The following is a 26,980-nucleotide window of genomic DNA, read 5'->3' as shown; positions in this document are numbered from 1 at the left end:
CCGCAAACGTCGTGCTTGTGGCATGCACATCCAGACCGATGTGTCTCTGCATTGGCGCCCCCTTGCGCAGCTGACACGAGCGAGCACGGTGCCACCGCCCGCAGGCGACGGCGGAGATGCGCCGACGTCACCGGTGGGACCGATGCGGTCGGCACCTGCGAGGATCTGCGGGGACGAGGTTGCGGACGCCACGTTCCCAACATGCCTATCCTCTCACTTCGCGCGCCAGCAGAAGGAGCGCGTGCCGGCCTGAGTCGCCCGCGACGCCGACATTCACCGGACCCCGGCCGCGCCACGAAAGTGGGTGCGGCCGGGGTCCTCGCAATTCTATACGTCGTCGGCGATGCGGACGACGACCTTGCCCTTGGCGTGGCCGCTCTCGAGATAGGCGAAGGCCTCGGCGACCTGGTCGAGCGCGAACGTGCGGTCGACGATGACCTCGAGCTTGCCGGCGTCGATCGTGCGCGCGAGCTCGGCGAGGTCGGCCCCGCTCGAGTGCATGAACAGGAAGCGATAGTCGACCCCGCGGCGCGCCGCCTGCAGCCGCGTCTTCGCGCTGATCAGCCAGAACAGCGCCGCCAGCCCGCCGCGCCCGCCGAGGTCGACGAGCGCGGTCCGGGGCTCGGGCACGCCGGCGATCGAGACGACGGTCGCCCCGCGCTTCACGACCGCGAAGCTGCGCGCCAGCGTGTCGCGGCCGACCAGGTCGAAGGCGCCGTCGTGGTCGCGCAGCTCGTCCTCGAAGCGGCTGCGCGTGTAGTCGACCACGACCTCGGCGCCGAGCCGACGCACCAGCGCCTCACCGCGCGGCGACGCCGTCGTCGACACGTGCGCGCCGAAGTTGCGCGCCAGCTGGATCGCAAAGGTGCCGACCCCACCCGCGCCGCCGGGGATGAAGATGCGCTGACCCGGCGCGACCCGCAGCACGTCGCGCAGGGCCTGCAGCGCCGTCAGGCCTGCCAGCGGCACACCGGCGGCCGCGGTGAAGCCGAGCGTGGCGGGCATGTGCGCGACCAGGTCCTCGCGCACGCAGGCGTACTCGGCCAGCGCGCCCATCACGTCCTTGTTGACCCGCGTGTACACACGATTGCCGACGACGAAGCGGGTGACACCCGGCCCGGTCGCGTCGACCGTGCCGGCCAGCTCGTTGCCGAGCACGATCGGCAGCGGGTAGCGGCGGATGACCCGCAGCTGGCCCTGACGGGTCTTGAAGTCGACCGGGTTGAGGCCGGCCGCGTGCACGCGGATCCTCAGCTCGCCGGGGCCGGGCTCGGGGCGCGGCACCTCGCGCAGCTCGGTCGCCTCGGGGCCGCCATATCGCTTCAAAACGAACGCGCGCATCTGCATGGTGCGCGCAGTTTACACCGATTATTTTGTCGCGCCGACGCGGGGCCCGCGCGCCGTGCACTGGGCGCAGCTCTGGCTCGACGACCGCGGCGTGCGCTCGCCATGACGGGCTCGGGCCGGGTGCCCACCTACGCCGCGTCGAACCCGAACGCCATCGGCTGCCACGTTGGATCGCGCGCGGGTGCTGCCGTTCTGGGCTGCGAGGGTAAGTTCAGAGGATCGAGGATGCGGCGCACCACCGCTGAGTCGGTGATCGTGGAAAGCACGCGCATCCTCCGTTCGCATCTCGGGCAGCGGAGCGCATCGAAGCCGAACGAACGCTTCATGAGCACGGCCCACTCGACGTAGCGCGACGGGGAGCCGATCGACGACTTTCGCCGTACCAAGCTTCGTGAGGTCTGTGAGGCGTGTCGGGCTAGCCGAAACATGGCCGATTCGAGCGATCTGCCCACCCCACTTGGCGTGCGGACGCCCTGCTAAATCGGTGCCACCACCAGCGTGGTGCGTTGTTGCTCTGACTGGGAGTGCTGCCGTGTCATCAGCACCCGACACTGCAGCACCCGAGCTTGGACTCGTCCGCGCACCCGCAGATCGGTGCGCAGTTCGTGAGGCCTCGGCCCCTCGCGCACGATCATGCTGCGTCGCTCGTACAGCCACCACGGTGCGTACACCACGCCGGTGGTGCGATCGATGATCAACACACCAGGCTCGCCGCCGTCCGGTTCGAACACCGTGATGTCTACCTGGTGTCCCACTGGGATCGCGGCGGCCCCCTCGAAGTCGAACACCAGTGGCGGAACCGTAGTCGGCGGATGCTGCATCAATAACTCCCGTGCAGGTGGTGTGCAGCGATCCTTGCTGCGATGCGGCTACGTTACCGCGCACGAACGCGCGATGGAAAGGCCCAACGCTCGCGGCGTCGCTTGCGCATTCTTGCGCGATCCCAAGGTGAGCCGTGGCGGGTAGGAAACCGTAGAACTCTCGCCCGGCGCCGTCCCTGCGGGGCTTGACACGGCCGGGAGTTCCACGGTTTCAGATCCGTGGCGTGCGCGGCGCGGCTACACTGCGCGGCCCGTGGACTCCGTGATGGACCGCATCGAGGCGATGGTCGCCTGGTTCCGGCAGCGCCGGTGGGCGCACCTCGCCGTGGTGAACCTGCGCATCCTGATCGGCTTCGCGTTCCTGCCGGCGGGGCTGAAGAAGATCCTCGGCGAGCCGTTCACGAATCCGGGGAATCGCGGCCCGTTCCACGAGTTCTTGCAAGCGTTCCACGCGACCGGGCACTTCTACACGTTCGTGGGCGTGGTCCAGCCGGTGGCCGCGACGCTGCTCATGACGCAGCGGTTCGCGACGGCCGGCGCATTCATGGCGCTGCCGGTGACGGGCGCGATCCTGGCGTTCTGCTGGAGCACGGCGGTCGTCCCGGCGGCGAGCGTCGTCACGCTGATGTTCGCGGGCCCTCGCGCGTGGCCGTTGGCCAACCTCTGCCCGCTGCTCGACCCCATGCGAGCGGCGCCCTCGTTCTTGGGCCTTTTCGTCCCACGCGCATCCCCGATCGCCAGCCCGCGTTCGTGGCCCGCGCCGTTCTGCCTTTCGTGATCCGGCCGGCTCGTCCTAGCCTCTGGTGATGCTCCCGACGCGGAAGAGATCTCCTGGCTTCACCGGCGTCCTCGTCTCGATGTCGGCCATGCCCGCCGCGCCACGAAAGGAGCAGCCTCCGAGGTCCACGGCAGCGGCAGCTCCGGGGAGCCCCTGGGCGTCGATCGCCGCTTCGAGCGCCGCCCGAAGCCTGACGGCGAGCCCGTCGCAGCCCGCCGCGCCGGCCCCCGCGCCGGCGCCGCTCCCCGGGGCCGGTGAGCCTCCGGGGCCACCGCCGTGGTCACCGTCAACGTCGGCGAGAGCCTCCGTGGAGCCGGCGCGGTCGGATGCGCACCCAGCGAGCGACGCGAAGATCGAACAAGCAATCCAGGTAAGCGAGTAATGGACACGACGCATCAACCAGATCTCCAGATCCCCCCTGGGACGTTGAAAACCAAGACGCCGAGATGACGTGACCCGGACGGGCATGAACGCGCTGCGCGCCGAGCGGCGCGCAAACGACGAAAGAGCACCTTCGGTGTCAACCGGTTTTCACGTCGAACGTGACTTCGCGCACCGCCGGACTGCGGCCCACCTGTCATCGCCGGGCTGCGGCCCACCTTCAGTCGTCGAGCCGCAGCCCTGGAGCGGCGCTCGGCTCGGCGCGGCGGTGTGCGCCCCGACGTCCGGCTCGGGGCCGAGCCCATCGAGGCGACGTTCATCGGCGTCCGCACCTGCGACGATCGCGTGCCCGACCTCGGCGACGCGCGCTGCCGCGCGCGCCAGGTAGCGCGCGTCGAGGCGCTGCTCGGGCCGGTGCGAGCGGGGCCCCATCACCCTGCCGCTCCTCCGCGACCAGATCGCGCGCTAGTGGACTGTTCGATAAGTTTTTTAACATATTCCCCGGGGTGGCGTAAGCTTCGGCATGCGAGGACGACCACCCAGGAGGATCGAGCTGTCGCGGGAGGATCGGGCGTACCTGGAGCGGCTGGTGCGCGATGGACGCACCGAGCAACGCGTCGCTCGCCGAGCTCGGGTGCTCTTGGCCATGGCAGACCCGGCGACGGTCGTGGAGGAGCTGGCGGCGCACGTGGAGCAGAGGCGCGAGACCATCTGGCACCTCTGCCGTCGGTACGAAAAGTTGGGGGTTCGGGCGGCCGAGGACGCTCCTCGCGAAGGTCGGCCCCGGGCTTTTTCCCCCTCTGCAACGCGTCGGCCTCGAGATGCTCGCCTGTTGTGAGCCCGCAGGGCTCGGGCTGCACATGACGCACTGGTCGACACGCAGCCTGGCGAAGGTGGCGGCTGAGCGTGGGCTGGTGCCGAAAATCGCGCACTCGACCGTCTCGCTGATCTTGCGTACCGCCGATCTCCAACCCCACCGTTCGCGGTACTGGAAGACGCCCACGATCGATGCCGACTTCGAGAGGAGGGCGACGCGCATCCTGTGGTGCTACGAAAGAGCCTCGGATCTAGCTGCGCGCGGCGAAGTTGTACTTTGCTTCGACGAGAAGCCGAACATCCAGGTGCTCGAACGTCGACGACCGACCCGCCCCGTGAGGCGCGGCCAGATCGAGCACCAGGAGTTCGAGTACATCCGGCACGGGACGGTGAACTTCGCCGCCGTGCTCGATGTGCACACGGGCAAGATGCGCGGGTGGTGCCCCAGCCGGAACGATAGCGAGCACCTGCGCGCGATCCTGCCCGAGTTACTCCACGAGTGCTGCAATGCGCGACGCGTGCACCTGATCTGGGACGGAGCCCCGTCCCACGTCGCACAGGAGACCACCACCCTGCTGCGTACCCTCTACCCGCACGTCCGCGTGCTTGTGACGCCGGCGCACGCCTCGTGGCTCAACCAGGCCGAGTTGCTGCTGCGCGCATTCAGCGAGCGCTACCTGAAGCGCGGCAGCTGGAACAGCCGCCAGCAGTTCGTCGAGCACCTGAACGTGAGCTGGCGGGAGTACGACCAGCTCTACGCTCACCCTTTCAGGTGGTCCTGGACGCGGCAGAAGATGCACCGCTGGGTTGAGCGGCATGCCGCGTGATTATGTTAAAAAACTTGTCGAACAGTCCACTAGGTCGCGTCGCGCTGGCTCTCTTCCGCGATCACCGGTTCGCCAGCACAGATTCGTCGCGCTCGGGGATGGCGTCGCCCCCCGATGCACGCGTGGCCACGTCACGCTGCGATCCGTGACATGTCACGGCGCGACCCGTGACATGTCACGCTGCGATTCGTGACATGTCACGGGGGAATGGGCCGCATTTGAAGGCGGGCGGCTCATTGTCCGGCGCGTGGAGCGCGACGGATCGAGAAATCGAGCGGTCTCCGCGCCTGGCACATGGCGTGCAATGACCCTGCGAGCGAGGCCGAGCAGCAGCGTCGCGCTTCCGGAACCCACCTGGTTGCGTTCGTCTGCTGCCGGCAGAGGAGAGAGGACGATGGTCGATGCTTCGATTACTCGTGCTCTGCTCGGTGAACTCAGCGAATGAGGACGCATATGAAGAACGGTTCAATGAGAAAAGTCTTTCAGGTGATCGCGGCGTCGACGGCCATGCTGGCGCTCGGAGGCACGATGAACACCGCTGAGGCCGTGCCCGTCTGCCTCACCGTCCCGGAGCACACCCAGATCGCCAGCCTGGTGCAGCAGTTCTATGAGGCATCCACCACGGGCGATATCGATTTCATGGAAGGCATCATCTCGACCTCTCCCGACGCGCTGTTCCTCGGCACGGCGCCGGGGGAGGTCTTTACCGGCCACACGGCCATCGTTCAATGGTGGGAGGAGATGTTCGTGTTCCTCGACGGCCTGGGATACCCGAACGACGGGGGACTCCCGATCGAGACCACCGGGGGGCTCCTCCAGCTGAAGCAGGAGGGCCACGTCGCCTGGGTGGCGGATGATCCGACGTTCGCTTTCCTGGGCGGCGACGTCCCGACCCGATTGTCCCTCGTCTTCCGCAAGGAGAGCGGACAGTGGAAGATCGTCCAGGGGCACTGGTCCGTCGGCCTGCCCAACGAGGAGCTTCCCCTGCTGCCGAGCGACTGACGTCTACAGCTGCTGTGATCGTGGTCCTGGAGGGGGCGGCGCGCACGTCGCCGACGCCGACGCCGCCCCCTGTCCGGCTGGCGAGAGCTGCCTACTCGGAGGTGATCTGGATCACGCCGAAGCTGTTGCTGTGGACGAGGATCGTCTTGTCGGGCGAGAGCTGTGTGTCGACCTGAATGGTGGGCCTCAGGCCCGCAGCAAAGGGCGTGACCGTGCCCGCGGTGCTCCACACGCCGCTCGCCTGCTTGGCCCGCCAGGGCGCGTTGGACTTCCGGTAGCCGATGTGCGTGTTCAAGGCGTCGTCGATCACCAGCGATGCATCCCAGTCGCCCAGCGCCGTGTCGACGGTGCTCACCGTCCAGGCGCCGGTCATCGCGCTCCACCAGGAGTGCTTCAACGCGATGCTGCTCGCGGTGCCGCTCGTGTACGCGATTTCGCGACGGTTCGACTTGATGTCCATGGACGCGGAGGCCCCGCCGTTCGCGTCGATCAGGGTGGTCACCCAGTTGCTGAGCGCGGGCCCCAGAAGCTGGCTCACCTGCACCCCGACAAAGTCCTCGTCATAGGCGACGAACGGTGCCGAGCCGTCGAGGGCGATCGCGTCGGAAGCCAGCCTGATGAAGCCCGCGTTCGCCTTGATCACCGCGGTGGACCAGGGCGCCCCGCCCGCCTTCCGCGCGTATCCCAGCCTCGTCTCCTTGCTGTTCGGCTCGAAGGTGTAGACGACGTGAACCACGTAATCATCGAGCGCCGAGTCGAACTTGACCGCGATCGAGGGCGAGTTCACCACGTCCGCGGCGACGACCGTCTCGCAGCTCCACTGGCTGAGGAAGCCGCAGTTGCCGGCGGTGCCGCCGACCCGCCTGGCGACCTTCAGGCTGTGCGTGGCGTCATCGACGTACGCGACGAACTCGGCGTCGTCCTCCTTGCCGAGGGCGACTCGTCGCCTACTCGTGTAAATGCCGAGGCACGTGCCCCTCGTGCTCGGCCCGGCGGATGTGCGGGACCGCGGCGCATCTTGTCGATCATGTCCTGCCCGATGTGCCCGTGCGCCAGTGGGTGCTAACGACGCCGTTTGCCGTGCGCCGCCTGCTCGCCCTGCGGCCCGATGCACTGAGCTCTCCCCGCTCGAAGCGTGCATGCAACTGTCGCTCTTCGGCGGCACCTTTGTGCGCCTCGATGAGGACGGCGTCCCCCTCGCAGAGGCGGACGACGAGGATCGCTTCCGCCCCCGGGGCAAGAGCCCGTGGGCCGGTGAGGTGGCAGGCTTCAACATCCATGCGGGCGTCACGATCCGCGCGGGGGATCGCGCCGGCCTTGAACGGCTGTGCCGCTACGGCGCGCGCCCGCCCTTGAGCCTGGAGCGCATCTCGCTCCTGCCCGATGGCCGCGTCGCGTACCGTCTTCGCAAGCCCCGTCGCAACGGCGCGACTCACCTGGTGCTGGCGCCCGTGCATTTTCTGGCGCGCATCGCGGCTCTCGTGCCTCCACCCCGGTATCCGTTGCTGCGCCTTTCCGGCGCGCTCGCGTCGGGCTCGTCGTGGCGAGCCGCCGTGGTGCCTCACCGGCCCGCGGGGACGGGCATCCCGGTGCCGGAGACGAAGACGAAGACGAAGACGAGCGCGACGGCGCCACCGACCTGCGCCAACGACATCACGGCGCCACCTCCCGCGGCTAGCAGGGACCCTCCGGCGAGCGCGCGCACCAGCCTCGGCGACGGCATCGTCCTGCCCGTCTACGCACGCATCGACTGGGCTTCCCTCATCCGCCGCGTCTATTTGGACGATGTGCTCGCGTGTCCGTGCGGTAGGCGCCGGCGGGTCGTCGCCGACATCGGTCAACGTGCGCAGCGCGAAGCCATCGTGGCGCTCCTGACCCATCTCGGCATCCCCACCGAGCCGCCGCCCATCGCCAGGGCCAGAGACCCGTCGTTCGACGCGGCGTGAGCCTCTCGGCCTCGTCCCTCAGCGTGCCGCTCGCGCGTGGCCGTTGGCCAACCTGTGCCCGCTGCTCGACCCCATGCGAGCGGCGCCCTCGTTCTTGGGGCTCAAGCGACGCGACCCGGCAGCGGGATGTTGCGGGGTGTGGGATCGCGACATCCCGCACGACATCCCGCAAGGAAAGCCGAGCAACGGCGCGGGCTTTCGGCGACTGCGGGATGTTGCGGGATATTTTCTCCTCCCCTTACGGGCGCGCACGCACGCACGCGCGCTCAGTAGGGTACAGCTATACGGTAGGATGCCTTCCGCTTGGTGCTACGTCGCGGTAATCCCAGGCATTTCAGGCGTGGAAGACCTGCCTGATCGCATAGGGCCCGTTCTGTCGATAAGCTCGTACAGTCGGACTGCACGAGCCAGGAACGGCTCCGAGAATCTTGACTTTGCGGAACGCGTTTGCTTGTCCTATCCGCCAAAGCGCTTGACGACGCTGAGCGGCTGGGCGAGGACAGAGTCACCATGAGGCGTTGGCTACTGGCTTTGGGCGTGTGCGTTTCCACCGCGGCGTGTGGTAACGGATCGAATGGGGACGCTGCCGCGAGCGGGGGCGCGGTTGGCACGGACAGCGGTGGGACGGGCAGCGGGGGCACGGCCTCCGGTGGTGCGACGGGCTCTGGGGGAACGGCCGAAAGCGGCGGCGCATCCAGCGGCGGCGCATCCAGTGGTGGGGCTGGCGGCTCGGCGTCGGGCGGCTCGAGTGGGGCCACGGGTGGCGCGGCTTCGGGCGGGCAACCGGGCAGCGGCGGCCAAGGAAATGCCGGAAGCGGCGGCACGACCGGTAGCGGCGGCTCGGTCAGTAGCTGCGTCGGCGACCCGTTCCCCACGGCCGATCCTACCAAGACGGGCCCCTTCTCGGTCACCGCAGACAAGAACGTCGGCCCCCTCGCCGGCGTCGTTCCCGATCCGATCTATGGGGACGAGCAACAGCGCTTCAACGTGTACCGCCCGAGCAATATCGCAACCAGCGGCCACTGCCATCCGATCCTGATCTGGGCCAATGGCTACCGGGACAATCCGGAGCAGAACCCGCCGAAATGCGTCGTCAACGCCGGCAGCAATCAGTGGTGCGGACAATACGGACCGATCGTCAACCATCTCGCGTCCCACGGTTTCGTCGTGGTGGCTTCTCTCAGCACCGCGACCGCCGAAGGCGATCCTCTTCCCACGACCGCGGGCCTCGATTGGATCTTGGAACAAGCCGAGGATGCGAGCAGCCCGTACTATCACGCCCTCGACACCACGAAGATCGGCCAGCTTGGCCATTCCTATGGGGGCATGTCGACTTGCAAGACGGCCTCCGATCCCCGTTTCTCGGCCCTCGGCACGATTTGCGGCACCAGTGCCCTCGAGGGAGTGCACACCCCCATGTTGTTCTTCTGCGGGGGGAACGACTCCACGGTGAAATGCAGCGGGGTCCACGATGTCTTCAAGACGGTCACCGATCAGCCCGCGTTTTTCCTCAACGAGCTCAACGCGGATCACGGTAGCTGGGTCTATCAGGGCGCAAATGGCGTGTCCCTGTCGTCGGCCGCGGCCTGGTTCCGCGTTCATCTGATGGATGACACAGCGAACAGGAACTTCTTCTACGGCGACAACTGCAAGTTCTGCACCGATGGCCGCGTGCAAGCAGAGCAGAACGCCCTGATGAAGGTCCCCTGAGCGACGGGGCCGATCTGGCTAGGCTTCACTGACTCACGAACGTCGTCACGCTCATGGCTTCGAGGGCCATCGGGAGCGTGGCGTCCGTTACGGTGACGGGAGTTCCTTCGGCCCAGTTCTTCGAAGCGGCGGTCACGAAGGGGACCATCGCGCTTGGCGCGGTGCCGCCTGCGAAGGCGAGGGGAACGGTCTGGGCGGAGGTTGTCTCGTTGATGGCGACGACGACGACTTTGCCGCTGTCGTTTGTGTAGGCGCTGACGAGGACCTTTTCCGGGAAGACGCCGGTGACGGCGACGCGGTGGTAGCCGGGGCGAATGTAGCGGGTGAAGTTTCCGAACGTGTAGTAGCGCTTGGTGGTGACGCTGCCTGACTGCTGAATCAAGCCTTCGTTCGTGGTGTTGCCCGAGTACCACCACCAGAGCCAGGCGTTGGCTTCGCCGAGCGGCTAGGACATCCAAGGGCGATCTGCTGCGGAGCCCCCGTCGGCGCTCCGCCGCCGATGCACGGACCGCGGCAGCTTGCCCGCTCCAGGCGCAGCGCTGGCGGCGTGTGGCCTCCGGCGGGCACACGTCCCCTTCGCCGCCCCCCTTCCTCGCGCTCGCGTCACGCTGCCTCGCACCCCGTTGGGTCGCGCGCTCGGGCCACGGCCGGCCCCTCGGTCGGCAGCCCCAGGTGGACCAAGATAGCGGTCACCACCTCGGGATCGTGAAGGTCCGCGATCACCCGACGCCGACCGCCACAAGGGCAGGCGAGGACATCTTCGAGGTACACGCGGCGAAGCAAACGGGCCCAGTCGAACCGCGCGCCGACGACCTGCACCACGCCGCTGCCGAGGCTGGTCCTGCCTGGGCTCGAGCGCGGCACGTCGCCCTCCTCGGGCACCTCGTCACGCCTCGCGCCCCCATCGACGAGGATCGCCGCCGCGTTGCCGTCCTCCTTCTCCTTGCCCTTGCGCCTCTTCCGCTTCGGGGCGTCGTGGGCTGCCTTCGCCGCCGCAACGCCTCCGCGGCCGTACACCACGACGGCGGCGCGCCACGGCGCGTTCGGCCCGAGCACGCCGCTGAGCCTCAGTAGCGGAAATCTCGGCGGAGGAATCAGCCCTGCAACGCGGGCCAAGAAAGAGACAGGCGTCATCACTAGGTGCGTCGCCCCGTTGCGCCTCGGCCTTCTCAACCGATACGCCACACGGCCGTCCGGCAAGAGCGACAGTCGCTCCAAACTGAACGGCGGACGCGCACCGTAGCGGCAGAGTCGCTCGCGTCCCTCTGCATCGTCGGCGCGCACCGTGATACCCGCATTCACGTTGAAGCCACCGACCTCCGCCGTCCACGGCCCCTTGCCTCGTGGCGCATGCGGCTCGTCGTCGTCGCTCCCGAGCTGCGCGCCGCCGTCGCCGAGGCGGATAGGACAAGCAAACGCGTTCCGCGAAGTCAAGATTCTCGGAGCCGTTCCTGACTCGTGCAGTCCGACTGTACGAGCTCATTGACAGAACGGGCCTTATGCGATCAGACAGGCCTTCCACTCGTGAAACGCCTGCGATTACCGCGACGTCGCACCAAGCGGAAGGCATCCTACCGTATAGCTGTACACTACTGGCACCAAGCGGAAGGCATCCTACCGTATAGCTGTACACTACTGAGCTCGTCCAAACGGCCGCCGTCGCGGTTCGCGGCGCGTCGTGATGGCCGGCGCACGCACCTCAGGGCAGACCTCCCCCCGGCCACGTCGTCGAGCAGCGTCCCTCCCCTTTCAGTTTCGTCACGCGGGGTCCGCCGGGTACCGCGCGCGGCACTCCAGCGGCTCGGCGAACAGACCGAGGTGGCTCAAGATCTTCCTCGCCGTCGCCTTGTCCGTGATCGCGGCCATGAGTCGCATCCGCCCGCTGCATCGCGGGCACGCGAGAACATCTACTGCGTAAGTCCGCCGCAAAAGCTTCGCCCATTCGACGCGAGGCGACGTCGCCAGAAGGAGCCCATCCAGCAGCCGATCAAGATGTCGAACCGAGATCCCCTCCGACACGAATCCAACATCAGCCCACGGCAGTACAGCGCCCAGCGCAGTCGACACCCGCTCGCGCTCGACCGCGCCATGCACCATCGTCAACAGCGCCCCAACCGCCACGTCCCGAGCGCCTCGCTCCGACACTGCCGACGGCGCCGCCTCGCTTCGCTCGTCTCCTCTGCGCGACGGCGTCTCCATGCCTCTCGCCGGCCCCTTCGGCGCCTGCCTCGCCGGCAAGGGCGTGATCGTCGTCGTCTTCTTCTTGTCATCGCTGCCCGCGCTATCAGCTCCGGCGCGCTGCTCGCCCTTACGCGCCTTCCCCGTCGCCTTCGGCACCACGAGGCTGCGTTGCTTCGCATGCGGCGCGAGCACACCGTGGTAGCGCACCAGCGGATGGCGCGGCGGCGGCACCAGCGCGGCGAGCCTCGCGAAAAACACAATCGGCGTCATCACCCGATGCGTTCCTTTTCGCCGCGGGTATTTCACCTGATAGGCCACCCGACCGTCGCGGAGGATGCTGAGCCTCGGCGCGGCGAATGTGCGGGAGCGCGGCGCACTTGGTCGACCACGTGCTGCCCGACGTGCCGCTCCGGCAGTGGGTGCTCACGGCGCCTTATGAAGTGCGTCGGGTGCTCGCGCTGCGGCCTGACGCGCTCACCGCGCAGAACCGCTTCTTCGTCGAGGAGATCGCGCGGTGGCAGAAGCAACGCGCGGCGGCGTTCGGGGTGCAGGGCGGGGAGACCGGGGCGGTCACGTTCGTCCAGCGGTTCGATTCCATGCTCCGGTGTTTCGTGCACCTGCACGTCGTGGCGCCCGACGGCGTCTTCACGAAGGCGGAGGACGGCGCGCTCGTCTTTCACGAAGGGCGGGCGCCGTCGCACGAGGAGATCGCGCACGTAGCGGCGCGCGTCGAGAAGCGGATGGTGCGGTGGCTCCGGCGAAGGAAGCTCATCGACGAGCGACCCGCCGAGGAGCGCTCGAACGAGCCACGCGAGGTCGAGCCGCTCGAAGCGTGCATGCAGATGGGGCTCTTCGACGGTGTGTTCCTGCGACTCGGCGACGGCGGCGCGCAGCTCGGGAGCGACGACGACGAGCCGCATGCGCCACGAGGCAAGGGGCCGTGGACGGCGGAGGTCGGTGGCTTCAACGTGAATGCGGGTATCACGGTGCGCGCCGACGATGCAGAGGGACGCGAGCGACTCTGCCGCTACGGTGCGCGTCCGCCGTTCAGTTTGGAGCGACTGTCGCTCCTGCCGGACGGCCGTGTGGCGTATCGGTTGAGAAGGCCGAGGCGCAACGGGGCGACGCACCTGGTGATGACGCCTGTCTCTTTCTTGGCCCGCGTTGCAGGGCTGATTCCTCCGCCGAGATTTCCGCTACTGAGGCTCAGCGGCGTGCTCGGGCCGAACGCGCCGTGGCGCGCCGCCGTCGTGGTGTACGGCCGCGGAGGCGTTGCGGCGGCGAAGGCAGCCCACGACGCCCCGAAGCGGAAGAGGCGCAAGGGCAAGGAGAAGGAGGACGGCAACGCGGCGGCGATCCTCGTCGATGGGGGCGCGAGGCGTGACGAGGTGCCCGAGGAGGGCGACGTGCCGCGCTCGAGCCCAGGCAGGACCAGCCTCGGCAGCGGCGTGGTGCAGGTCGTCGGCGCGCGGTTCGACTGGGCCCGTTTGCTTCGCCGCGTGTACCTCGAAGATGTCCTCGCCTGCCCTTGTGGCGGTCGGCGTCGGGTGATCGCGGACCTTCACGATCCCGAGGTGGTGACCGCTATCTTGGTCCACCTGGGGCTGCCGACCGAGGGGCCGGCCGTGGCCCGAGCGCGCGACCCAACGGGGTGCGAGGCAGCGTGACGCGAGCGCGAGGAAGGGGGGCGGCGAAGGGGACGTGTGCCCGCCGGAGGCCACACGCCGCCAGCGCTGCGCCTGGAGCGGGCAAGCTGCCGCGGTCCGTGCATCGGCGGCGGAGCGCCGACGGGGGCTCCGCAGCAGATCGCCCTTGGATGTCCTAGCCGCCGGTGTGATCTGTCGGAAGCACCTTGGCCATGGGGTCCCCTTCGTCTAACGATCGGCCGGTGTGCTGCGGTCCGGGCTGCCGAGCGGAGCGAGGCAGCCCGGACCGCAGCACCAGCGGCTTGCTCGGCGGCACGGCATCAGGCAAGGGGAGGAGCCTCACGCTATACGGCTCGTACCGGCAGCGCTCATCGTGCCGACCTAGCGCGAGGGCCAAGCGGGCGCGCGAAGCACGAGTAACGTCGGGCGCCCGAACATCTGCTGCCTGGTGCGTCCGAGGGGCCCATCCGGCTTGGTGCTGACGAACTCGGTCCGCCCCTTCGAGAAGCTGCGGGATGGTTGTGGGTTGCCACGTGGCACGAGTCTACAGTATCGCACGTCTTGCTCGCCTTTCGAGACGCTCAGCGGCGCAAGTCAGAAGAGGGCGGCCAGCTCGCCCGGCATCAGGTGCTTCTCGAGCAGGGGACGATGCTCGACGAGGCGCACGCCTTTTGCTTCGCGATACAGGCGATCGGACAGGGACGGGCGCACGTCGTAGTTGAACCGCGCGACGCCGGCCGCCGAGCTGTTCAGAACCTTGATGCCGGACACCGCCAAGCCGAAGGCGTTTCCGCTCGCCAACGAGACCAGCCCGCCGAGCGCTTCTGGGCCCACGTGGCGGATCCACTGCCACACGGAGAGCTCCGCCTTCGCCAGCTGCGCGATGCGCTCGGGGTAGCGTTCGATCTCCTTGAGGATCTTGATTCCCTCGGCTTGGTTCGTAACCGCGTTGAGGGCGGTCAGCTTGTCGTGCAGGTCCTTCACGGCGCCAAGGAGCTCCCCGCGCAGGTCGATGATCGCGCTAAGGATCTGATCCCGCCGAGAGGCGCGGCTCAGGACGACCGCGAGGAAGACGGGCAGCACGAGGTAGACACGCGGGCGCGCCAGCTCGGCTCCTTCGAGAGGATCGAACCACTTGTCCAGGAGCTTCAAGGTGTCCGCGAGGACCTTCTCGGTAGGCTCCGTTGCGCTTCCCCAATACACGCCGGCGCCCCCTAGCTCGGCGGCGATGAGACGTATTGCGCGCTGCACGCGGTGGACGGACTCGGTCACGACGGACATCATCCCGGGCACAGCGACCTCCACCGGGCTCCCGCCCCGGAAGAGAACTGCGCCACCTCTTCGCAGGGAGGAATCGCGCCGCTGAGCATCGCTCAACGGGCGGGCAAGGCCGTGCTCCAGAGCGTGTGTCACCGCCGCGTTGATGTGGGCGCCCGGAAGCTCCGCGGCAGCGTGAAGCTCGGCGCGGAGCGAGGGCGAAATGAGAGGGTCCTCCTCGGAGAACGGGAGCGAGGGATCGAACGGCTCGAGGATGGACGTGAGTGATCCGTCCGTAGGAGGCTCGATCGCGGAGCAGCCGGTGTGCAGCACGATCGCTCGGATCGCGAGCTCGCACCGCTCCACCTCGTTCCAGGTCACGATCGGCCCCTCGATGAGGGCCACGAGCGCATCAAGCAGCGGGCCATCCAGAAGGACGTGGCCGGCGTAGGCAGATGGCGCCACGTGCGCGCGCAGGCCGCTTGGCACTGTCGGAATTGCTTGGGGAATGTTCATGCCGCCGGCCTGAGTGTAACTAGCGCGTGGAGCGGCGCTAGCCCTTGAATCCGGCACCTGCCCGAGGTGGTGACCGCTATCTTGGTCCACCTGGGGCTGCCGACCGAGGGGCCGGCCGTGGCCCGAGCGCGCGACCCAACGGGGTGCGAGGCAGCGTGACGCGAGCGCGAGGAAGGGGGGCGAAGGGGACGTGTGCCCGCCGGAGGCCACACGCCGCCAGCGCTGCGCCTGGAGCGGGCAAGCTGCCGCGGTCCGTGCATCGGCGGCGGAGCGCCGACGGGGGGCTCCGCAGCAGATCGCCCTTGGATGTCCTAGCCGCCGCGATGCTCCACCCGCGAGCACGCTGTCGCTGAAAGCGAAGCGATCGACGCGGCCGTTCGGGGTGGCGCGCGGATCGAAGAGACCCTCGAAGGCGCCCGGCGGCGCGCGCGGTGCTCCTGTTCGCCAGGCTTACGAGCGCTCTCACCGAACGGCGCGCGCCTCCGCTTGGGCACAGGCCGCGCGTCTTGCACGAGCTGGTCTATTTTGTCGTCACACAGGACGCGTCGTCCGTCGGAGTAGTCAACTCTAGCTCTTGAGACGGATAGTACATCACGAAATTATAACACATCTCATCCACCGTCCGCTCCCCGAATTCCACGGCCCTGTTGCCCGGGTTGTCCCACGCGCAACGCGTCCTCACGGTGTCGCCGCCTCGAAGGATGGTATCGTTGTCGTACCAGATCTGGTTGTCGAAGTTCCACGGATCGGCGAGCCCCAGGTTGCTCGGCTCGCTGCCGTCCGTGGGCACCGTGTTGCTCGACAGGTGCTTGCCGAGATCGTGCATGTGCGGCATAACACTGATTACCGAAATCGCCCCCATATCCCGCGGGAACTGGTAATCGCAGCTCACGTCGAGCGAGCCGTGAGGCGGGATGTTGATGTCTTCTGTGCCGAACGAGAAGATGCCGGCGTCGTTGGGGCGGAGCTCCGTCGTCGTGCAGACGTTGAAGCCGGTGCTGTCTTGCTGCCCGTCGAGGCCTTTGATGTTGCTGTAGTGCACCTGGACTACGAAGTGTGCCGTGCCTTCCAGCGGGAAGCCCGCCTCTAGCGGCAGCTCCGTGGCCTTGCCGCCGGGCGCCCAGACGGACAAAAGAGCCCCCTGGATGTCGCCCCCCTCACAGGGCGTGGGCGTCGAGGGAGACGCCTCATCCGCCTTGAAGAGCAGGATATGGTGTACAATGGTGCTGTTGTCGATCTGGGGTGCGATCCCGACGAGGTGTCGTTTCTGGCCGATCTCTACATCGACCCCATAACACATATACTGGTCCTGGACGTCCTTCGGCATGACGTAAGGCGCGGACGGCGCTAGCAGGACATCCGGTGTGCAGCTCAGGGTCGGAGGGTCGATGGTTCCGCCGCCGCCCGGGTCGACGCACGTGTCTTTACCGGCCGGCATGCCGGCGGCGATCCATTGATCGAAGATCGCGAGCTCCGCGGCGGTCAGGCGCTCGGTTGGGGGCGGAGGCATGGGGCGCGCGGTGTCGCGGGCGCGTGCGGCGACGAGCTCGTAGACCTTCTTGTTGGGATCGCTCACCGCGGGCGCGACCAGATCGCTCCGGTCGACCAGCGGGAACGGCGCGCCGAACTTCGGGGACGCCCCGTGACAGGTCTGGCACTTCGTGGAGAGGATCTTGTCGACGTCGCACGGCAGCGCTTCCGCGTTGCCGTTCTCCGGACCGGAGCCGGATGAGCCGCTGCTGCCCTTCTCGGCGTCGCTGCACGCGACGACCACGAGAGCGGATAGGAAGGACAGCGCCGAGAACAAATAACGACTACGATTCATGCGAGCTCCTCGGGGAAAAGTGCGACCTGAATCGGCGTTCGATGGTATCGAGCGCTGATCTGCAGCTTTTTGAAAGGGCGGTCGAAGACCGAGATTCCGAAAGACGCCGTCGAATTGGGTGGAAGAAGAACGCGCGCCGCGAGCTCCCGAGAACAGCGGGAGACTTGGCGCGTGAGAGCACCGGCGACCCAGGTCTACGGACGGGCCGGCGACCTGGCGTCGGTGCTCCTTCGGTGAGTGCCCGCCCGCTCTGAGATCGTTCAACGGTGCGCTCACGCGGAAGGTATCGAGGCGCTCGCGCGCCAGGAGGCGCGGTGCCGTCTGGTCAAAGCTCGGCTGCGGACTAGGGTCGCGCGCGGGGATCCATCTACGGGGCGCGCCCGAGCCCGCTACTGAGGCTCAGCGGCGTGCTCGGGCCGAACGCGCCGTGGCGCGCCGCCAGTAGGGTACAGCTATACGGTAGGATGCCTTCCGCTTGGTGCTACGTCGCGGTAATCCCAGGCGTTTCAGGCGTGGAAGGCCTGCCTCATCGCATAAGGCCCGTTCTGTCAATGAGCTCGTACAGTCGGACTGCACGAGTCAGGAACGGCTCCGAGAATCTTGACTTTGCGGAACGCGTTTGCTTGTCCTATCCGCTCACGCTCCTCACGCCGCTCCGGGTTCAGGCCAACATGACCTACACCGTCTCGGTATCGAACAGCAGCGACCGCTGGTACGCCGCCACGAACGGCGGCTTCAATTCGCCCATCAACAACGGCAACCTGGTCACCTTCGTCGGCAGCGGCGTCTACAGCACCTCGGCCGGCGCCCGGCCCACCCAGACGTACCAGAACAGCAACTACTTCCGCGACGTCGTGTTCGAGGCCGAGCCGTTCGTGATCTTCAGCGACAACTTCGAGGACGGCAACCTGAACGGCTGGGACATTTCTCCGTCACCCAGCCCTGATCAACGGCGGCGCCTCGCGCCGCCGCTCCCTCACCCGGGGATAGCCAGCCCTCCCGCTGGAGCTGCGGGCATACCGGGCCACATCGGAAGGATGTCATCATGGCATTGTTGAAGAACAAGGTGATCATCATCACGGGCGCCACCTCGGGCATCGGGGCGGCGACGGCCCTCGAGGCGGCCAGGGAGGGGGCGACCGTCGTGCTGGCCGCGCGCCGGGAGGAGGTCGGCGCGGCGCTCGTGGCCCGGATCCGCGATCAGGGCGGCACAGCGACGTTCGTGCGGACCGACGTCACGCAGGAGAAGGACATCGAGAACCTCGTGGCCCGGACGGTGCGCGAGCACGGGAGGCTGGACGGCGCGTTCAACAACGCCGGGGCGCTGGACGCCCTGGGGAAGCTGGATGCCATCTCCTCCGAGAGCTACCAGAAGGTCCTGGACCTGAACCTGCGCTCCATCTTCCTGTCCATGAAGTACCAGATCCCGGAGCTGAAGCGGCAGGGCGGGAGCATCGTGAACTGCTCCTCGATCGGCGGCAAGGTCGGGGCGCCCGGGTTCGGCGTCTACGTGACCACGAAATTCGGCATCATCGGCCTGACCAAGGCGGCGGCGCTGGACCACGCGGCGGAGGGGATCCGGGTGAACGCGGTGTGCCCCGGGCCGGTGGAGACGGAGATCTGGGATCCGCACGCCGAGCAGGGCAAGCAGATGCTCCAGGGATTCGCGGCGGCCACGCCCATGAAGCGCTATGCCCGGCCGGAGGAGCTCGCCAGGCCGGTGGTCTTCCTGCTCTCCGACGGCGCCTCGTACATCACCGGCACCGAGCTGCTCGTCGACGGCGGTTACACCTGCGCCTGAGCCATTCCCATGACCGATGCCCCGGCCGGGGCAAGCAACTCGAGGAGGTACCATGTTCGCAACCACGAGGCAGATCGCCGGCGCGAGCCTCGCATATGTCATTCTCGCGTGCGGCTGCGCCACCGAAATGGCGACGGACGCCGAGCCGTCGGAGGCCCGAGCTCTCTCCGCTCGAAGCGTGCATGCAACTGTCGCTCTTCGGCGGCACCTTTGTGCGCCTCGATGAGGACGGCGTCCCCCTCGCAGAGGCGGACGACGAGGATCGCTTCCGCCCCCGGGGCAAGAGCCCGTGGGCCGGTGAGGTGGCAGGCTTCAACATCCATGCGGGCGTCACGATCCGCGCGGGGGATCGCGCCGGCCTTGAACGGCTGTGCCGCTACGGCGCGCGCCCGCCCTTGAGCCTGGAGCGCATCTCGCTCCTGCCCGATGGCCGCGTCGCGTACCGTCTTCGCAAGCCCCGTCGCAACGGCGCGACTCACCTGGTGCTGGCGCCCGTGCATTTTCTGGCGCGCATCGCGGCTCTCGTGCCTCCACCCCGGTATCCGTTGCTGCGCCTTTCCGGCGCGCTCGCGTCGGGCTCGTCGTGGCGAGCCGCCGTGGTGCCTCACCGGCCCGCGGCGACGGGCATCGCGGTGCCGGAGACGAAGACGAAGGCGTGCCGCTCGCGCGTGGCCGTTGGCCAACCTCTGCCCGCTGCTCGACCCCATGCGAGCGGCGCCCTCGTTCTTGGGCCTTTTCGTCCCACGCGCATCCCCGATCGCCAGCCCGCGTTCGTGGCCCGCGCCGTTCTGCCTTTCGTGATCCGGCCGGCTCGTCCTAGTACAGCGTTCCCGAAGTTCGTCCCTGGATCGGCGGGGGGCGGGGTGCCATCCGGCTACGGTCCTGGCTGGCCGGCCGGGCTTGTGAATGAAGCGAAGTCGTCGCGGGACGCGGACGGAACGCCCCGACGACGCACCACCATCGCGGCGGGGGTTATTCGATCGGCGCGAGAGTCCAGGGGAAGTCGGTCATCAGCAGCTTGAGCAAGTCCTGCCACAGGCCGCGGAAGCCGGTCTTCTCCCACCTGCCGGTGTGGGTCGCGATCTCGAGCGTCCAGAGGTGGACGGTGTCGCGGCGCAGCCTGGCGTGGGCGATCGGGTCGGCTTCAGGACCCGACTCCATGATCACCATCTGCCCGTGCTTGCGGGCCCGCAGGTGGGAGAGCCCCTGGGCTGCGAGGTAGGAGCGGACCGCGGCGGCGTGCTCAGGGGCGGCATGCTGCTTCGTCATGAGCTTGCACCGAAGCCCAGGCTGCGTAGGACGGCAAGGTCGCCCTCCACTGGCCCCGAAATTTCCACCGAAAAGGTCGCGCGTCGTGCTCGTTCCAGTGGCGCACGAAGTCGAGCACGCGACGGCTCAACTCCTCGGCGGAGCCGAAGGAGGCGTTCTTGAGCACCCGACGGCTCAGGATGCTGAACCACAGCTCGATCTGATTGACCCACGACGCATGCAGAGGCGTGTAGACGAAGTGAAAGCGCCCGCCGTGCCGCGCGCTGAACTCGTTCCACCTGGCACCGTGGTGAATGTTGAGGTTGTCCCAGACGATGTAGACGTCGCCCGTGGGGTAGCGCTCCGCCACCTTGTCCATGAACGCGAGCAGATCGGCGGCGGTGCGCGTCGGTTCGCAGCGCGCCACCACCTCGCCCGTCTTGACGTTGAAGGCACCGATCAGCGTGCGCGTGCCGTTGCGCTTGTACTCGAACTCCTTGCGCGCGGCTTGGCGGCTACGACACGGCTGCATGACGAACCGATGCTCCAGCGCCTGCATGCCGGTCTTCTCGTCGACGCAGAGCACGGTGACGCCTGCGGGAGTCTCCAGGTACAGCTTGCAGATCGCCTCGACCTTGGGGCGGAAGTCCGGGTCCGGGCTGTGCAGCCACAGCCGGACGCGATGCGGTCGGAGGCTGGCTCCCCGCAGCACGCGCCAGATCTCGGTGCGGCTCAGCTCCACCTGGGTCTCGAGCTTCAGGGCCTTCGCCAGCTGCTCCAGCGTCCAGACCTGCTCGAACGGGACCTTGTGTTCGTCGGGACGGCTGCAGGCCAGCTTGATGAGCTCGTAATGCACTGCGGTCGCCACGCGCGGCGGTCGGCCTGAGCGCGCTCTGTCCTGCAGCATCGCCTCGTCAGCAACCTCCGCGATCCGGTTGCGCCACTTGCGCACCGTCTTGATGTCGCAGTCCAGCTCGCGCTGGATTTGCTCGTTGCTCCATCCCTCATCGGCCAAGAGCGCGATCCTGGCGCGCTGCGCATCGCGCTGCGAGGCCTTGGGCGAGCGCGTCGTGTGCTCCAGCTTCTGGCGCAGCGGCGCAGGCAACAGGACCGATCTGGCGCGAGCGTGGGCCACCTACGCGCGTGGGACTTGCCCGGCGCTGAGGGCTTCAAAAGCGCAAGCGGTCCTGCATGGGCTGGGAAAACCGCCTCGCGCTCCGGAATCTACCGTGCGTACGCTCGCCGCGCTCGGGCCACGAGCTACCGCGAGCGCCTGGGCTGGCGCGCCGTAGATCCAGGGACGAACTTCGGGAACGCTGTACTAGCCTCCTCGGCTCGACGATCTCGACCGTGACGGCCGCGTCAGCGGCCCCGGCCGAGAGGGAAAGGACAACAGCAATCGCGGTGCCAACGTACCGGCGGTAAGCTTGCATGGACCCTCCGTATTTCAGGAGGCTCCGGTGCGCCCGCGGTCTCGAACATTCATCCAGCTCGTCGACCGAGCGCGCGGAGCCGGACTTGTTTTACGCACGCGCTCGCCGTCCGGCCGGAGGCCGTTCGTCCCTGAGAGGGGCTTCGCTGCTTCCCCGTGCAGCCGTGCCGGAGCGGAAAAGCCGCGCGCGCGGTCCCGGCTCAGGTCGACCCCACCGCCGCCCTCCGACGACGGATCAAGGCCGAAAGCGCGACTGCCAGAGCAACCAGGGAAGTCCCGAAGGACTCCCCCGAATCGGCCCCGCCGACCGCGCACGATCCAGAATCAGCGCCACCCGTCGGGCCACCCTCCGTGACGCCGCCGCCCGTTCCACCGCTCCCGCTGACGCTGGGCGCGCCGCCGCTCCCGCCCGCGGTGCCGCCCGACCCCGTGCTCCCAGTGCTCCCAGTGCTCCCAGCGCTCCCGGGACCCATGCCACCCTGACCCGGTCCGCCGCCCCCACCCTCTCCACCGGTTCCGCCTGCGCCACCGCTTCCCCCCGCCCCAGCGCTGCACTTTTCTATCTCGGGATCGACCGGCCCGGTCTTGTCGAGGCCCAGAAAGGGGATGACGTACTCGGCGGGAAATAACGCGTCGGATGGGCCGTGATCGCCGCCAATCGAGGTGAACGCGTCGAGGACCACGTAGCCGCACTCATTCTCCCAGCGCTGCCGCGTCGCATCGTGGTTGCCGAGCCGGACTCCCATGTCGGTCGACGTCGGGCTCGCGCTCACGCCCAGGACATCGGTCCATTGCTTGATGGCCTCCGTGTGGTTCGGGTACCTGATGATGGTGTCCGCGTCGCCGTGGAAGAGCTGCAGCCGCGGGCGATGTCCCGCATACCCTGGGGCCAGCGCACGAGCGATGTCCCCCCACTCTTGCGCTGTCTGGGTCACCGAGCCGCCCGCGCACGCCCCGCTATATCCGCCGTTATTGCCTGATTCGTTGGCCGCGCGGCACCCGGCCGGCATGCCCGCGAATGCGGCGCCTGCCTTGAAGACCTCCGGGTAGAGGGCAAGCAGGAGCTCGGTCATCATGCCGCCGGACGAATCCCCCGTCGCATAGACGCGATCCGCGTTACCTCCGTACGTGTCGAGCGCGTATTTCACCATCTGCCTGATGGCGTGACTGTCGCCACCGCCTTCGCGCGTGCGAGTCTTGTTCGACACGACGTCCCAGCATCTTCCGCTGCTGGGGACGACCATGATGAAGCCATACTCGTCCGCCGCGTCGACGATGCCCCCGCCCTGCGCCTGACCAAACACCGCACCGGCGGTCCCGCCGCAGTAGTGCACCAGGGTCAGAATCGGAGGGTTCGGCGCCACGTGGTCCGGGACATAGACGTGCATGCTCACGTCACCGGGCAAACCGCTCATTCCCCAGTCGTTGACCAGCTGCAACGTCGCCGCTCCCGCGGAGGGCACCGACCCCAGCATGGCTGCCAGCAAGGCGCCCCACGCAGTCCACTTTCGGATCATGACGGATTTCTCTCCAGTGTACGAAGTTTGCTCTACGGCTACAGAACAACCGCCACGGCGTCCACGACCAAGGTCCCGCCCAGCACTTTGACCTGAACAGTGTGTGCGCCATGGCCAAGCCCACGGAGTGAAAACGTCTGGTAGAGCTCCTTGGAGGCCAGCGTGCTGGCCGAAGGATTGACGACCTGTCCGTCCACCGTGACCTCCAGCTTCGCCGAGCCGTTGTTCGGACCCAGGATGTCCAGTCCAGTGCCCGTGAATGTGTATTCCAGCGTAGCGCCTGTCCCTCGGCTCGTGGAAAGGGAACGCTGGTAATTGTACATGCTCTTGCCGTTCTCGTGAGCCCACGCGCCGCCGTAAACTAGCTTCGGAGCCGGCGGCGAAGCCAGATCGTTCATCTCGAGATTGTCAAGCAACTCAGAGTAGTACGGGGCATGACCGTCGACTGTCTCCACCTTCAGGTTGTCAAAACGGGTGAAGTAATAACCGCTGGCCAGATCGATGCGACCGGAGAGCCTGGGATTGGAATCGGTGTAGGTGGCGAGCGTCACACCGTCCAGAAAAGCAGTAACTTTGTTCTCCACGACCTGAATGGCAATGTTGTGCCATGCGTCGTGAGCGGCGTTGAATCCATTGATCGTCACGCCGCCAGAGCCGCTGACCACATTCCCGCTGGCTACGGACACGCCGTCGACCAGCAGCTGCCAGCCGCCGTCGAACAAGAACTTCAGAAAATAGGGAGTGCCGTTGAGATAGTGGGAGTTGCCGCCGCCCTGTTGCCGGGCTCCGATGGCAGCGTAATTGTTGCCGCTCTGGGTGCTGTTGTTTTCAAATGAAACGTCGACGCTGGCCTTGTAGTTGAGCCACCGGTTGTCACCGATGCCTGTGATCGGATTGCCTTCGTTCCACGTGCCTCCGAGCCCCATGGTCGGTCGATCTACCTGCTGGCGCAGGATGAAGTCGCTGGAACCGTCGGGGAGATACGCCTCGAACGCGCCGTTGCGGTCGCAGGCATAGCGGGGGATCACGCTCTGGGGGCCGCCGCGGGACGTTATATAGCTCTCGGTCCCCGTGATCCGGCCGCCTGACCCGATCACCGGGACGGTCCTGGTGGAATAGTCGAACTTGTCGGCGTATAGAGTCTTGTCGGACGTGTTCTGAGTCGAGCCGCTCGCATCTGTGTCGAGCACGGCGCGCGCACCCTCTACCGGTAACGGTTGATTGTGTGCTGGGTCTCCAGTGTTCGCCAACGTGGTAGCAGTCAAGATCGAATAGGGGTCTACATGGATGGTGTAAATGCCGCCGGCGTCAGCGGACATGTTACAGCGGTATTTCATGTAGTTGCTGTTGAAGGCTGCTCCCGGGTCGGCCGCGCGTGTCTCCCAGAGCTCCAGGGCGGGGTTGCCCGCATAATCCATATTGACCGTCCGGAGCTTGTAGGTCTGCGCGCGCTCGCTGTCGTTTATGAAGATGGTCGAGAAATTGCGCTTGTCGGGAGCGGCGAGCGTCATGTAGCTGGGGGTGCCGTTGCGTCCATTGACAGGGTTCGTGCCCGTCGCGCCGGTGTCGCTGGATTGAGGTACGACCCTCCAGATCCCCGCGGTGTTGTCCTGGTTTTCCCAGCCGGCCTTCGCAAACCAGCTGAAATGCCTCAGGATATCCAGGCCTGCGTCATAGTGGATCCAGCCCGACCATGGGTCGCGTGCGCTGAGTAATTCTTTGAAGGAATATTGTCCGCCTTCGTAGAAGGAGCCGATGGCTGGCTGGTAGATGAAGTGGGTTCGGCGGGATTTGACGAATCCCTTGATGATGGTGTTGCCCATCTCCAGCGGGCCGTTGATGCCGCCGATGCCGGTGCCTGCCACCGTGGGGTCCTTCATGTTGTTGCTGGGTCGGAAGGCCGTGTTGCCAAATGTGGCCTGCGCCTCGCTGTTCCAGACCTCTTTATCGATCTCCTCCGCGATCTTCTTGAAATTGCCCGCGCTGTCGTCATCCGTGTTGTAATGGTACCCGGTAGCCGCCACGGCGTTCCGCAGGGTGGCGTCGCTCACGATGCTGCCGCCGAACGTGCCGACCCCGACTTCGTCGGAGATCATGACCTTGATGCTGTTGTACAGCGCTTGCTCGGTCGCGTCATTGAAGCCAGCGGTGTCCGCCTTGACCCGAGCGGCATATTGCTTGGTCCATGTCAAGTCCGGCAAACGTTCGTTGAGGCCGGGGTTGACGTAGTCGACCATGTAACCGTAAGCGCGATACGCGGCCAGGATGGTATTTTTGAACCAGGTATAAACCTTGTCGTTGTTGTTTGCCCAGCCGGGAGCGTTCCAGCGCAGGATGCTCACTTTGAGATCGGGGTTGACCCCCTTGGCGTCGGCAGCGAGCTGGAAGCCGGGGCTCCGCCTGACGTTTGCCGCTTCAGTTGCCAGTCGCATCGTGGCCGGGTCCGCGCCGGTGGAGTTGTTTCGGTCGTTGCCCATCTCGACCTTGACGTGCGTGATGATGGGCCTTGTCCCGCCGAACAGGATCTTGAGCAATTCGGCATATCGCTCGGGGTGCTCGGACTTGTAATCCATCAAAAGCTCGCTGGTGCTGTTGGCGCTGAGCACGCCGAAGCCTTTGAATGTGAGGCCGTTGACGTTGCCGCTCTGGATGTTGATGCCGTCCAGTGAAATACTGGTCGCCGACCCGACGTCCGTGAGCTCTTCGCACGCGACTGGAGAGATCGCCTCACCCGAACCGGCCTGACCCTCGCCGCCGGAGGCGCCGCTGCCATCTGAGGCGCCGCTGCCGCCGGTCGAGGTCCCGCCTGAACCGGCCGTCGCGCCGCCGGGCGAGGGGGTTGAACCACCTGCTCCGCCTGTGTCGCCACCAGCCGACCCGCTTGCTTCACCGTCCGTGCCAGCGCCCGGCGATGAGCTCTCGCCGCAGGCCAGCGAGAGCGCCATGAAGCAAAGAACCAGGGAGGATACGTTCTGCTTGGCCATCGTTTTCTTCTCTTCTTCGGCGTTCCACGAGCGCGCGGAAAGAGCGGTGCGCCCGTCATCCGATTGCGTATCGTTGAGTGAATTGAATCGAATCCAGCCCGCCGCGCCCGGTCAGGGGAAGGGGGAAGCAAAAGCAAGGACGATTCGAGGATCTCGATGGCAGATCGCCACGCTCACCTCAGGTGACAAACGTTTCCTCGTGCCAGCCGCCTACCTCCTGGATAAGTGGCGCCGCATCAGCAATTCATCGACGCATCGAATCGACCGCGTTCACTCCACAGCGTGCAGGAGGCAGCTCGTGCTGCGTCGCGATCGTCTTCGCTGCACGCAGGCAGAGCGACACTCGAGACCAGGCAGAGGACATCGAAGCACCGACGGCTGTATTTTGTGCATGAGGCCTCCTCTGGTCACGTCACGCCAGCGCGAAGCTCCGCCTTCAAGCAGACGATGGCGAAGCTGGTAGACCATGCGAACGGAGTCGGTGCCCAGATCGATCGGATGACGAAGGTCTCGGTGTTCACAACGGACCCATCCATGGCGAATGGCGAAGCAAAAGGATGCCGATGGGGCATATTGTGAACGTTCACATGGCCAGCGTCAATTCCAATCGACCGGCCCGCGGTATGCTCCAGTCCGAGGGAGACCAAGGCCGGCGGGGCGCCTCTGGAGCGCGGCGTCACGAGGAGCGGGCGCGAGGCGCCGCGGGACGTCAGCCTCGTCGGCTTCAACAACATCCCGGACGACGTCATTCACGCCTCGGCTCACTACCGTCCGGCAGGATTTCTGCGACCTCGGGCGCTGTCGCCTCCAGCGCCTGTGCCCCCTTGGACTCGGCCCGTCTCCACCCGGCACGCTCCGTGGGCTGCGCACCAGAGTTGCGGCTCCACGCCTGCAGGTCATTGCCGTTGGCGTTCTGCCCCACGAGCCGCTATGCAGTTCGGAACA

At 67.0% G+C, this 26,980-nt stretch carries 22 protein-coding genes and 2 pseudogenes; 9 read left to right on the top strand and 15 right to left on the bottom strand.

Annotated features, from left to right (window positions below; translation table 11 throughout):
- Positions 1 to 327: 327 nt before the first annotated feature.
- The 3 genes from WMF36_RS28210 to WMF36_RS28200 all read right to left on the bottom strand — a co-directional run bounded on the left by WMF36_RS28210 (position 328) and on the right by WMF36_RS28200 (position 2,168).
- Positions 328 to 1,341 carry an NADP-dependent oxidoreductase gene (locus WMF36_RS28210; RefSeq protein ID WP_437581972.1) on the bottom strand — a complete coding sequence of 338 codons (1,014 nt, stop codon included), beginning with the start codon at positions 1,339 to 1,341 and terminating at the stop codon, positions 328 to 330.
- Between the two features lie 134 nt (positions 1,342 to 1,475).
- Positions 1,476 to 1,673 carry a hypothetical protein gene (locus tag WMF36_RS28205; protein ID WP_437573859.1) on the bottom strand — a complete coding sequence of 66 codons (198 nt, stop codon included), beginning with the start codon at positions 1,671 to 1,673 and terminating at the stop codon, positions 1,476 to 1,478.
- Positions 1,674 to 1,823: 150 nt separating this feature from the next.
- A complete protein-coding gene (locus tag WMF36_RS28200) occupies positions 1,824 to 2,168 on the bottom strand; it encodes a hypothetical protein (protein ID WP_437573858.1) in 345 nt (114 codons plus the stop codon).
- Positions 2,169 to 2,421: 253 nt separating this feature from the next.
- Here WMF36_RS28200 and WMF36_RS28195 point away from each other — a divergent pair, with 253 nt between their 5' ends.
- Positions 2,422 to 2,946 (top strand): hypothetical protein, encoded by a 525-nt coding sequence (locus tag WMF36_RS28195; RefSeq protein WP_437573857.1) that lies wholly within the window; start codon positions 2,422 to 2,424, stop codon positions 2,944 to 2,946.
- A gap of 531 nt (positions 2,947 to 3,477) precedes the next feature.
- Here WMF36_RS28195 and WMF36_RS28190 read toward each other — a convergent pair.
- Positions 3,478 to 3,759 carry a hypothetical protein gene (locus WMF36_RS28190; protein ID WP_437573856.1) on the bottom strand — a complete coding sequence of 94 codons (282 nt, stop codon included), beginning with the start codon at positions 3,757 to 3,759 and terminating at the stop codon, positions 3,478 to 3,480.
- Between the two features lie 428 nt (positions 3,760 to 4,187).
- Between WMF36_RS28190 and WMF36_RS28185 the strand changes: the two genes are divergently transcribed.
- Complete coding sequence (locus tag WMF36_RS28185; RefSeq protein ID WP_437573855.1) at positions 4,188 to 4,970, top strand: IS630 family transposase; 783 nt, start codon at positions 4,188 to 4,190, stop codon at positions 4,968 to 4,970.
- Positions 4,971 to 5,423: 453 nt separating this feature from the next.
- Positions 5,424 to 5,972: a nuclear transport factor 2 family protein gene (locus tag WMF36_RS28180; protein ID WP_437573854.1), complete on the top strand. Its 549-nt coding sequence runs from the start codon at positions 5,424 to 5,426 to the stop codon at positions 5,970 to 5,972.
- A gap of 91 nt (positions 5,973 to 6,063) precedes the next feature.
- On the opposite strand, the gene WMF36_RS28175 is transcribed toward WMF36_RS28180, so the two are convergent.
- Entirely contained in the window at positions 6,064 to 6,759 is a 696-nt protein-coding gene (locus WMF36_RS28175; protein WP_437573853.1) for a hypothetical protein, read from the bottom strand.
- A 352-nt stretch (positions 6,760 to 7,111) separates the two neighbouring features.
- Between WMF36_RS28175 and WMF36_RS28170 the strand changes: the two genes are divergently transcribed.
- Positions 7,112 to 7,918 carry a transposase gene (locus WMF36_RS28170; RefSeq protein WP_437573852.1) on the top strand — a complete coding sequence of 269 codons (807 nt, stop codon included), beginning with the start codon at positions 7,112 to 7,114 and terminating at the stop codon, positions 7,916 to 7,918.
- 510 nt (positions 7,919 to 8,428) lie between these two features.
- Entirely contained in the window at positions 8,429 to 9,628 is a 1,200-nt protein-coding gene (locus WMF36_RS28165; protein WP_437573851.1) for a poly(ethylene terephthalate) hydrolase family protein, read from the top strand.
- Between the two features lie 25 nt (positions 9,629 to 9,653).
- Here the strand turns inward: WMF36_RS28165 and WMF36_RS28160 are convergent, their stop codons facing one another.
- The 4 genes and pseudogenes from WMF36_RS28160 to WMF36_RS28145 form a co-directional block, all read right to left on the bottom strand.
- On the bottom strand, positions 9,654 to 10,010 hold the full coding sequence (locus WMF36_RS28160) for a glycoside hydrolase family 30 beta sandwich domain-containing protein (RefSeq protein ID WP_437573850.1): 357 nt from the start codon (positions 10,008 to 10,010) through the stop codon (positions 9,654 to 9,656).
- 221 nt (positions 10,011 to 10,231) lie between these two features.
- Positions 10,232 to 10,684 carry a hypothetical protein gene (locus tag WMF36_RS28155; RefSeq protein WP_437582059.1) on the bottom strand — a complete coding sequence of 151 codons (453 nt, stop codon included), beginning with the start codon at positions 10,682 to 10,684 and terminating at the stop codon, positions 10,232 to 10,234.
- 3 nt (positions 10,685 to 10,687) lie between these two features.
- Positions 10,688 to 10,930 (bottom strand): annotated as a pseudogene (locus tag WMF36_RS28150) (transposase); the annotation flags it as partial.
- A gap of 456 nt (positions 10,931 to 11,386) precedes the next feature.
- Positions 11,387 to 12,154, bottom strand: a pseudogene (locus WMF36_RS28145) (transposase); the annotation flags it as partial.
- A gap of 32 nt (positions 12,155 to 12,186) precedes the next feature.
- Between WMF36_RS28145 and WMF36_RS28140 the strand changes: the two are divergent.
- Complete coding sequence (locus WMF36_RS28140) at positions 12,187 to 13,476, top strand: transposase (RefSeq protein ID WP_437573849.1); 1,290 nt, start codon at positions 12,187 to 12,189, stop codon at positions 13,474 to 13,476.
- A gap of 573 nt (positions 13,477 to 14,049) precedes the next feature.
- Here the strand turns inward: WMF36_RS28140 and WMF36_RS28135 are convergent.
- Positions 14,050 to 15,318: a hypothetical protein gene (locus WMF36_RS28135; protein ID WP_437573848.1), complete on the bottom strand. Its 1,269-nt coding sequence runs from the start codon at positions 15,316 to 15,318 to the stop codon at positions 14,050 to 14,052.
- A 430-nt stretch (positions 15,319 to 15,748) separates the two neighbouring features.
- Positions 15,749 to 17,053 (bottom strand): peptidylglycine alpha-amidating monooxygenase, encoded by a 1,305-nt coding sequence (locus WMF36_RS28130; RefSeq protein WP_437573847.1) that lies wholly within the window; start codon positions 17,051 to 17,053, stop codon positions 15,749 to 15,751.
- A gap of 623 nt (positions 17,054 to 17,676) precedes the next feature.
- Here WMF36_RS28130 and WMF36_RS28125 point away from each other — a divergent pair.
- The 3 genes from WMF36_RS28125 (at position 17,677) to WMF36_RS28115 (ending at position 19,876) form a co-directional block, all read left to right on the top strand.
- Positions 17,677 to 18,111 carry a DUF4082 domain-containing protein gene (locus WMF36_RS28125; RefSeq protein WP_437573846.1) on the top strand — a complete coding sequence of 145 codons (435 nt, stop codon included), beginning with the start codon at positions 17,677 to 17,679 and terminating at the stop codon, positions 18,109 to 18,111.
- Complete coding sequence (locus WMF36_RS28120; protein WP_437573845.1) at positions 18,099 to 18,854, top strand: SDR family NAD(P)-dependent oxidoreductase; 756 nt, start codon at positions 18,099 to 18,101, stop codon at positions 18,852 to 18,854. Before WMF36_RS28125 ends, WMF36_RS28120 begins: the two co-directional genes overlap by 13 nt.
- A 182-nt stretch (positions 18,855 to 19,036) precedes the next feature.
- Positions 19,037 to 19,876 (top strand): transposase, encoded by an 840-nt coding sequence (locus WMF36_RS28115; protein ID WP_437573844.1) that lies wholly within the window; start codon positions 19,037 to 19,039, stop codon positions 19,874 to 19,876.
- On the opposite strand, the gene WMF36_RS28110 is transcribed toward WMF36_RS28115, so the two are convergent.
- The 4 genes from WMF36_RS28110 to WMF36_RS28095 all read right to left on the bottom strand — a co-directional run bounded on the left by WMF36_RS28110 (position 19,827) and on the right by WMF36_RS28095 (position 26,035).
- A complete protein-coding gene (locus WMF36_RS28110) occupies positions 19,827 to 20,123 on the bottom strand; it encodes a hypothetical protein (RefSeq protein WP_437573530.1) in 297 nt (98 codons plus the stop codon). The genes WMF36_RS28115 and WMF36_RS28110 overlap by 50 nt on opposite strands.
- Entirely contained in the window at positions 20,098 to 21,207 is a 1,110-nt protein-coding gene (locus WMF36_RS28105) for an IS630 family transposase (RefSeq protein WP_437573529.1), read from the bottom strand. Before WMF36_RS28105 ends, WMF36_RS28110 begins: the two co-directional genes overlap by 26 nt.
- Before the next feature lie 527 nt (positions 21,208 to 21,734).
- Positions 21,735 to 23,051, bottom strand: a complete 1,317-nt coding sequence (locus tag WMF36_RS28100; protein WP_437573843.1) for an extracellular catalytic domain type 1 short-chain-length polyhydroxyalkanoate depolymerase — start codon at positions 23,049 to 23,051, stop codon at positions 21,735 to 21,737.
- A 38-nt stretch (positions 23,052 to 23,089) separates the two neighbouring features.
- Positions 23,090 to 26,035: a sugar-binding protein gene (locus tag WMF36_RS28095; protein ID WP_437573842.1), complete on the bottom strand. Its 2,946-nt coding sequence runs from the start codon at positions 26,033 to 26,035 to the stop codon at positions 23,090 to 23,092.
- Positions 26,036 to 26,980 lie beyond the last annotated feature (945 nt).

This window comes from Sorangium sp. So ce887 (assembly GCF_051521455.1).
In the GTDB taxonomy this organism is placed as follows: domain Bacteria; phylum Myxococcota_A; class Polyangia; order Polyangiales; family Polyangiaceae; genus Sorangium.
Note: the sequence above shows the minus strand (reverse complement) of the source record. Positions and strands in the feature narration are given on the sequence as shown.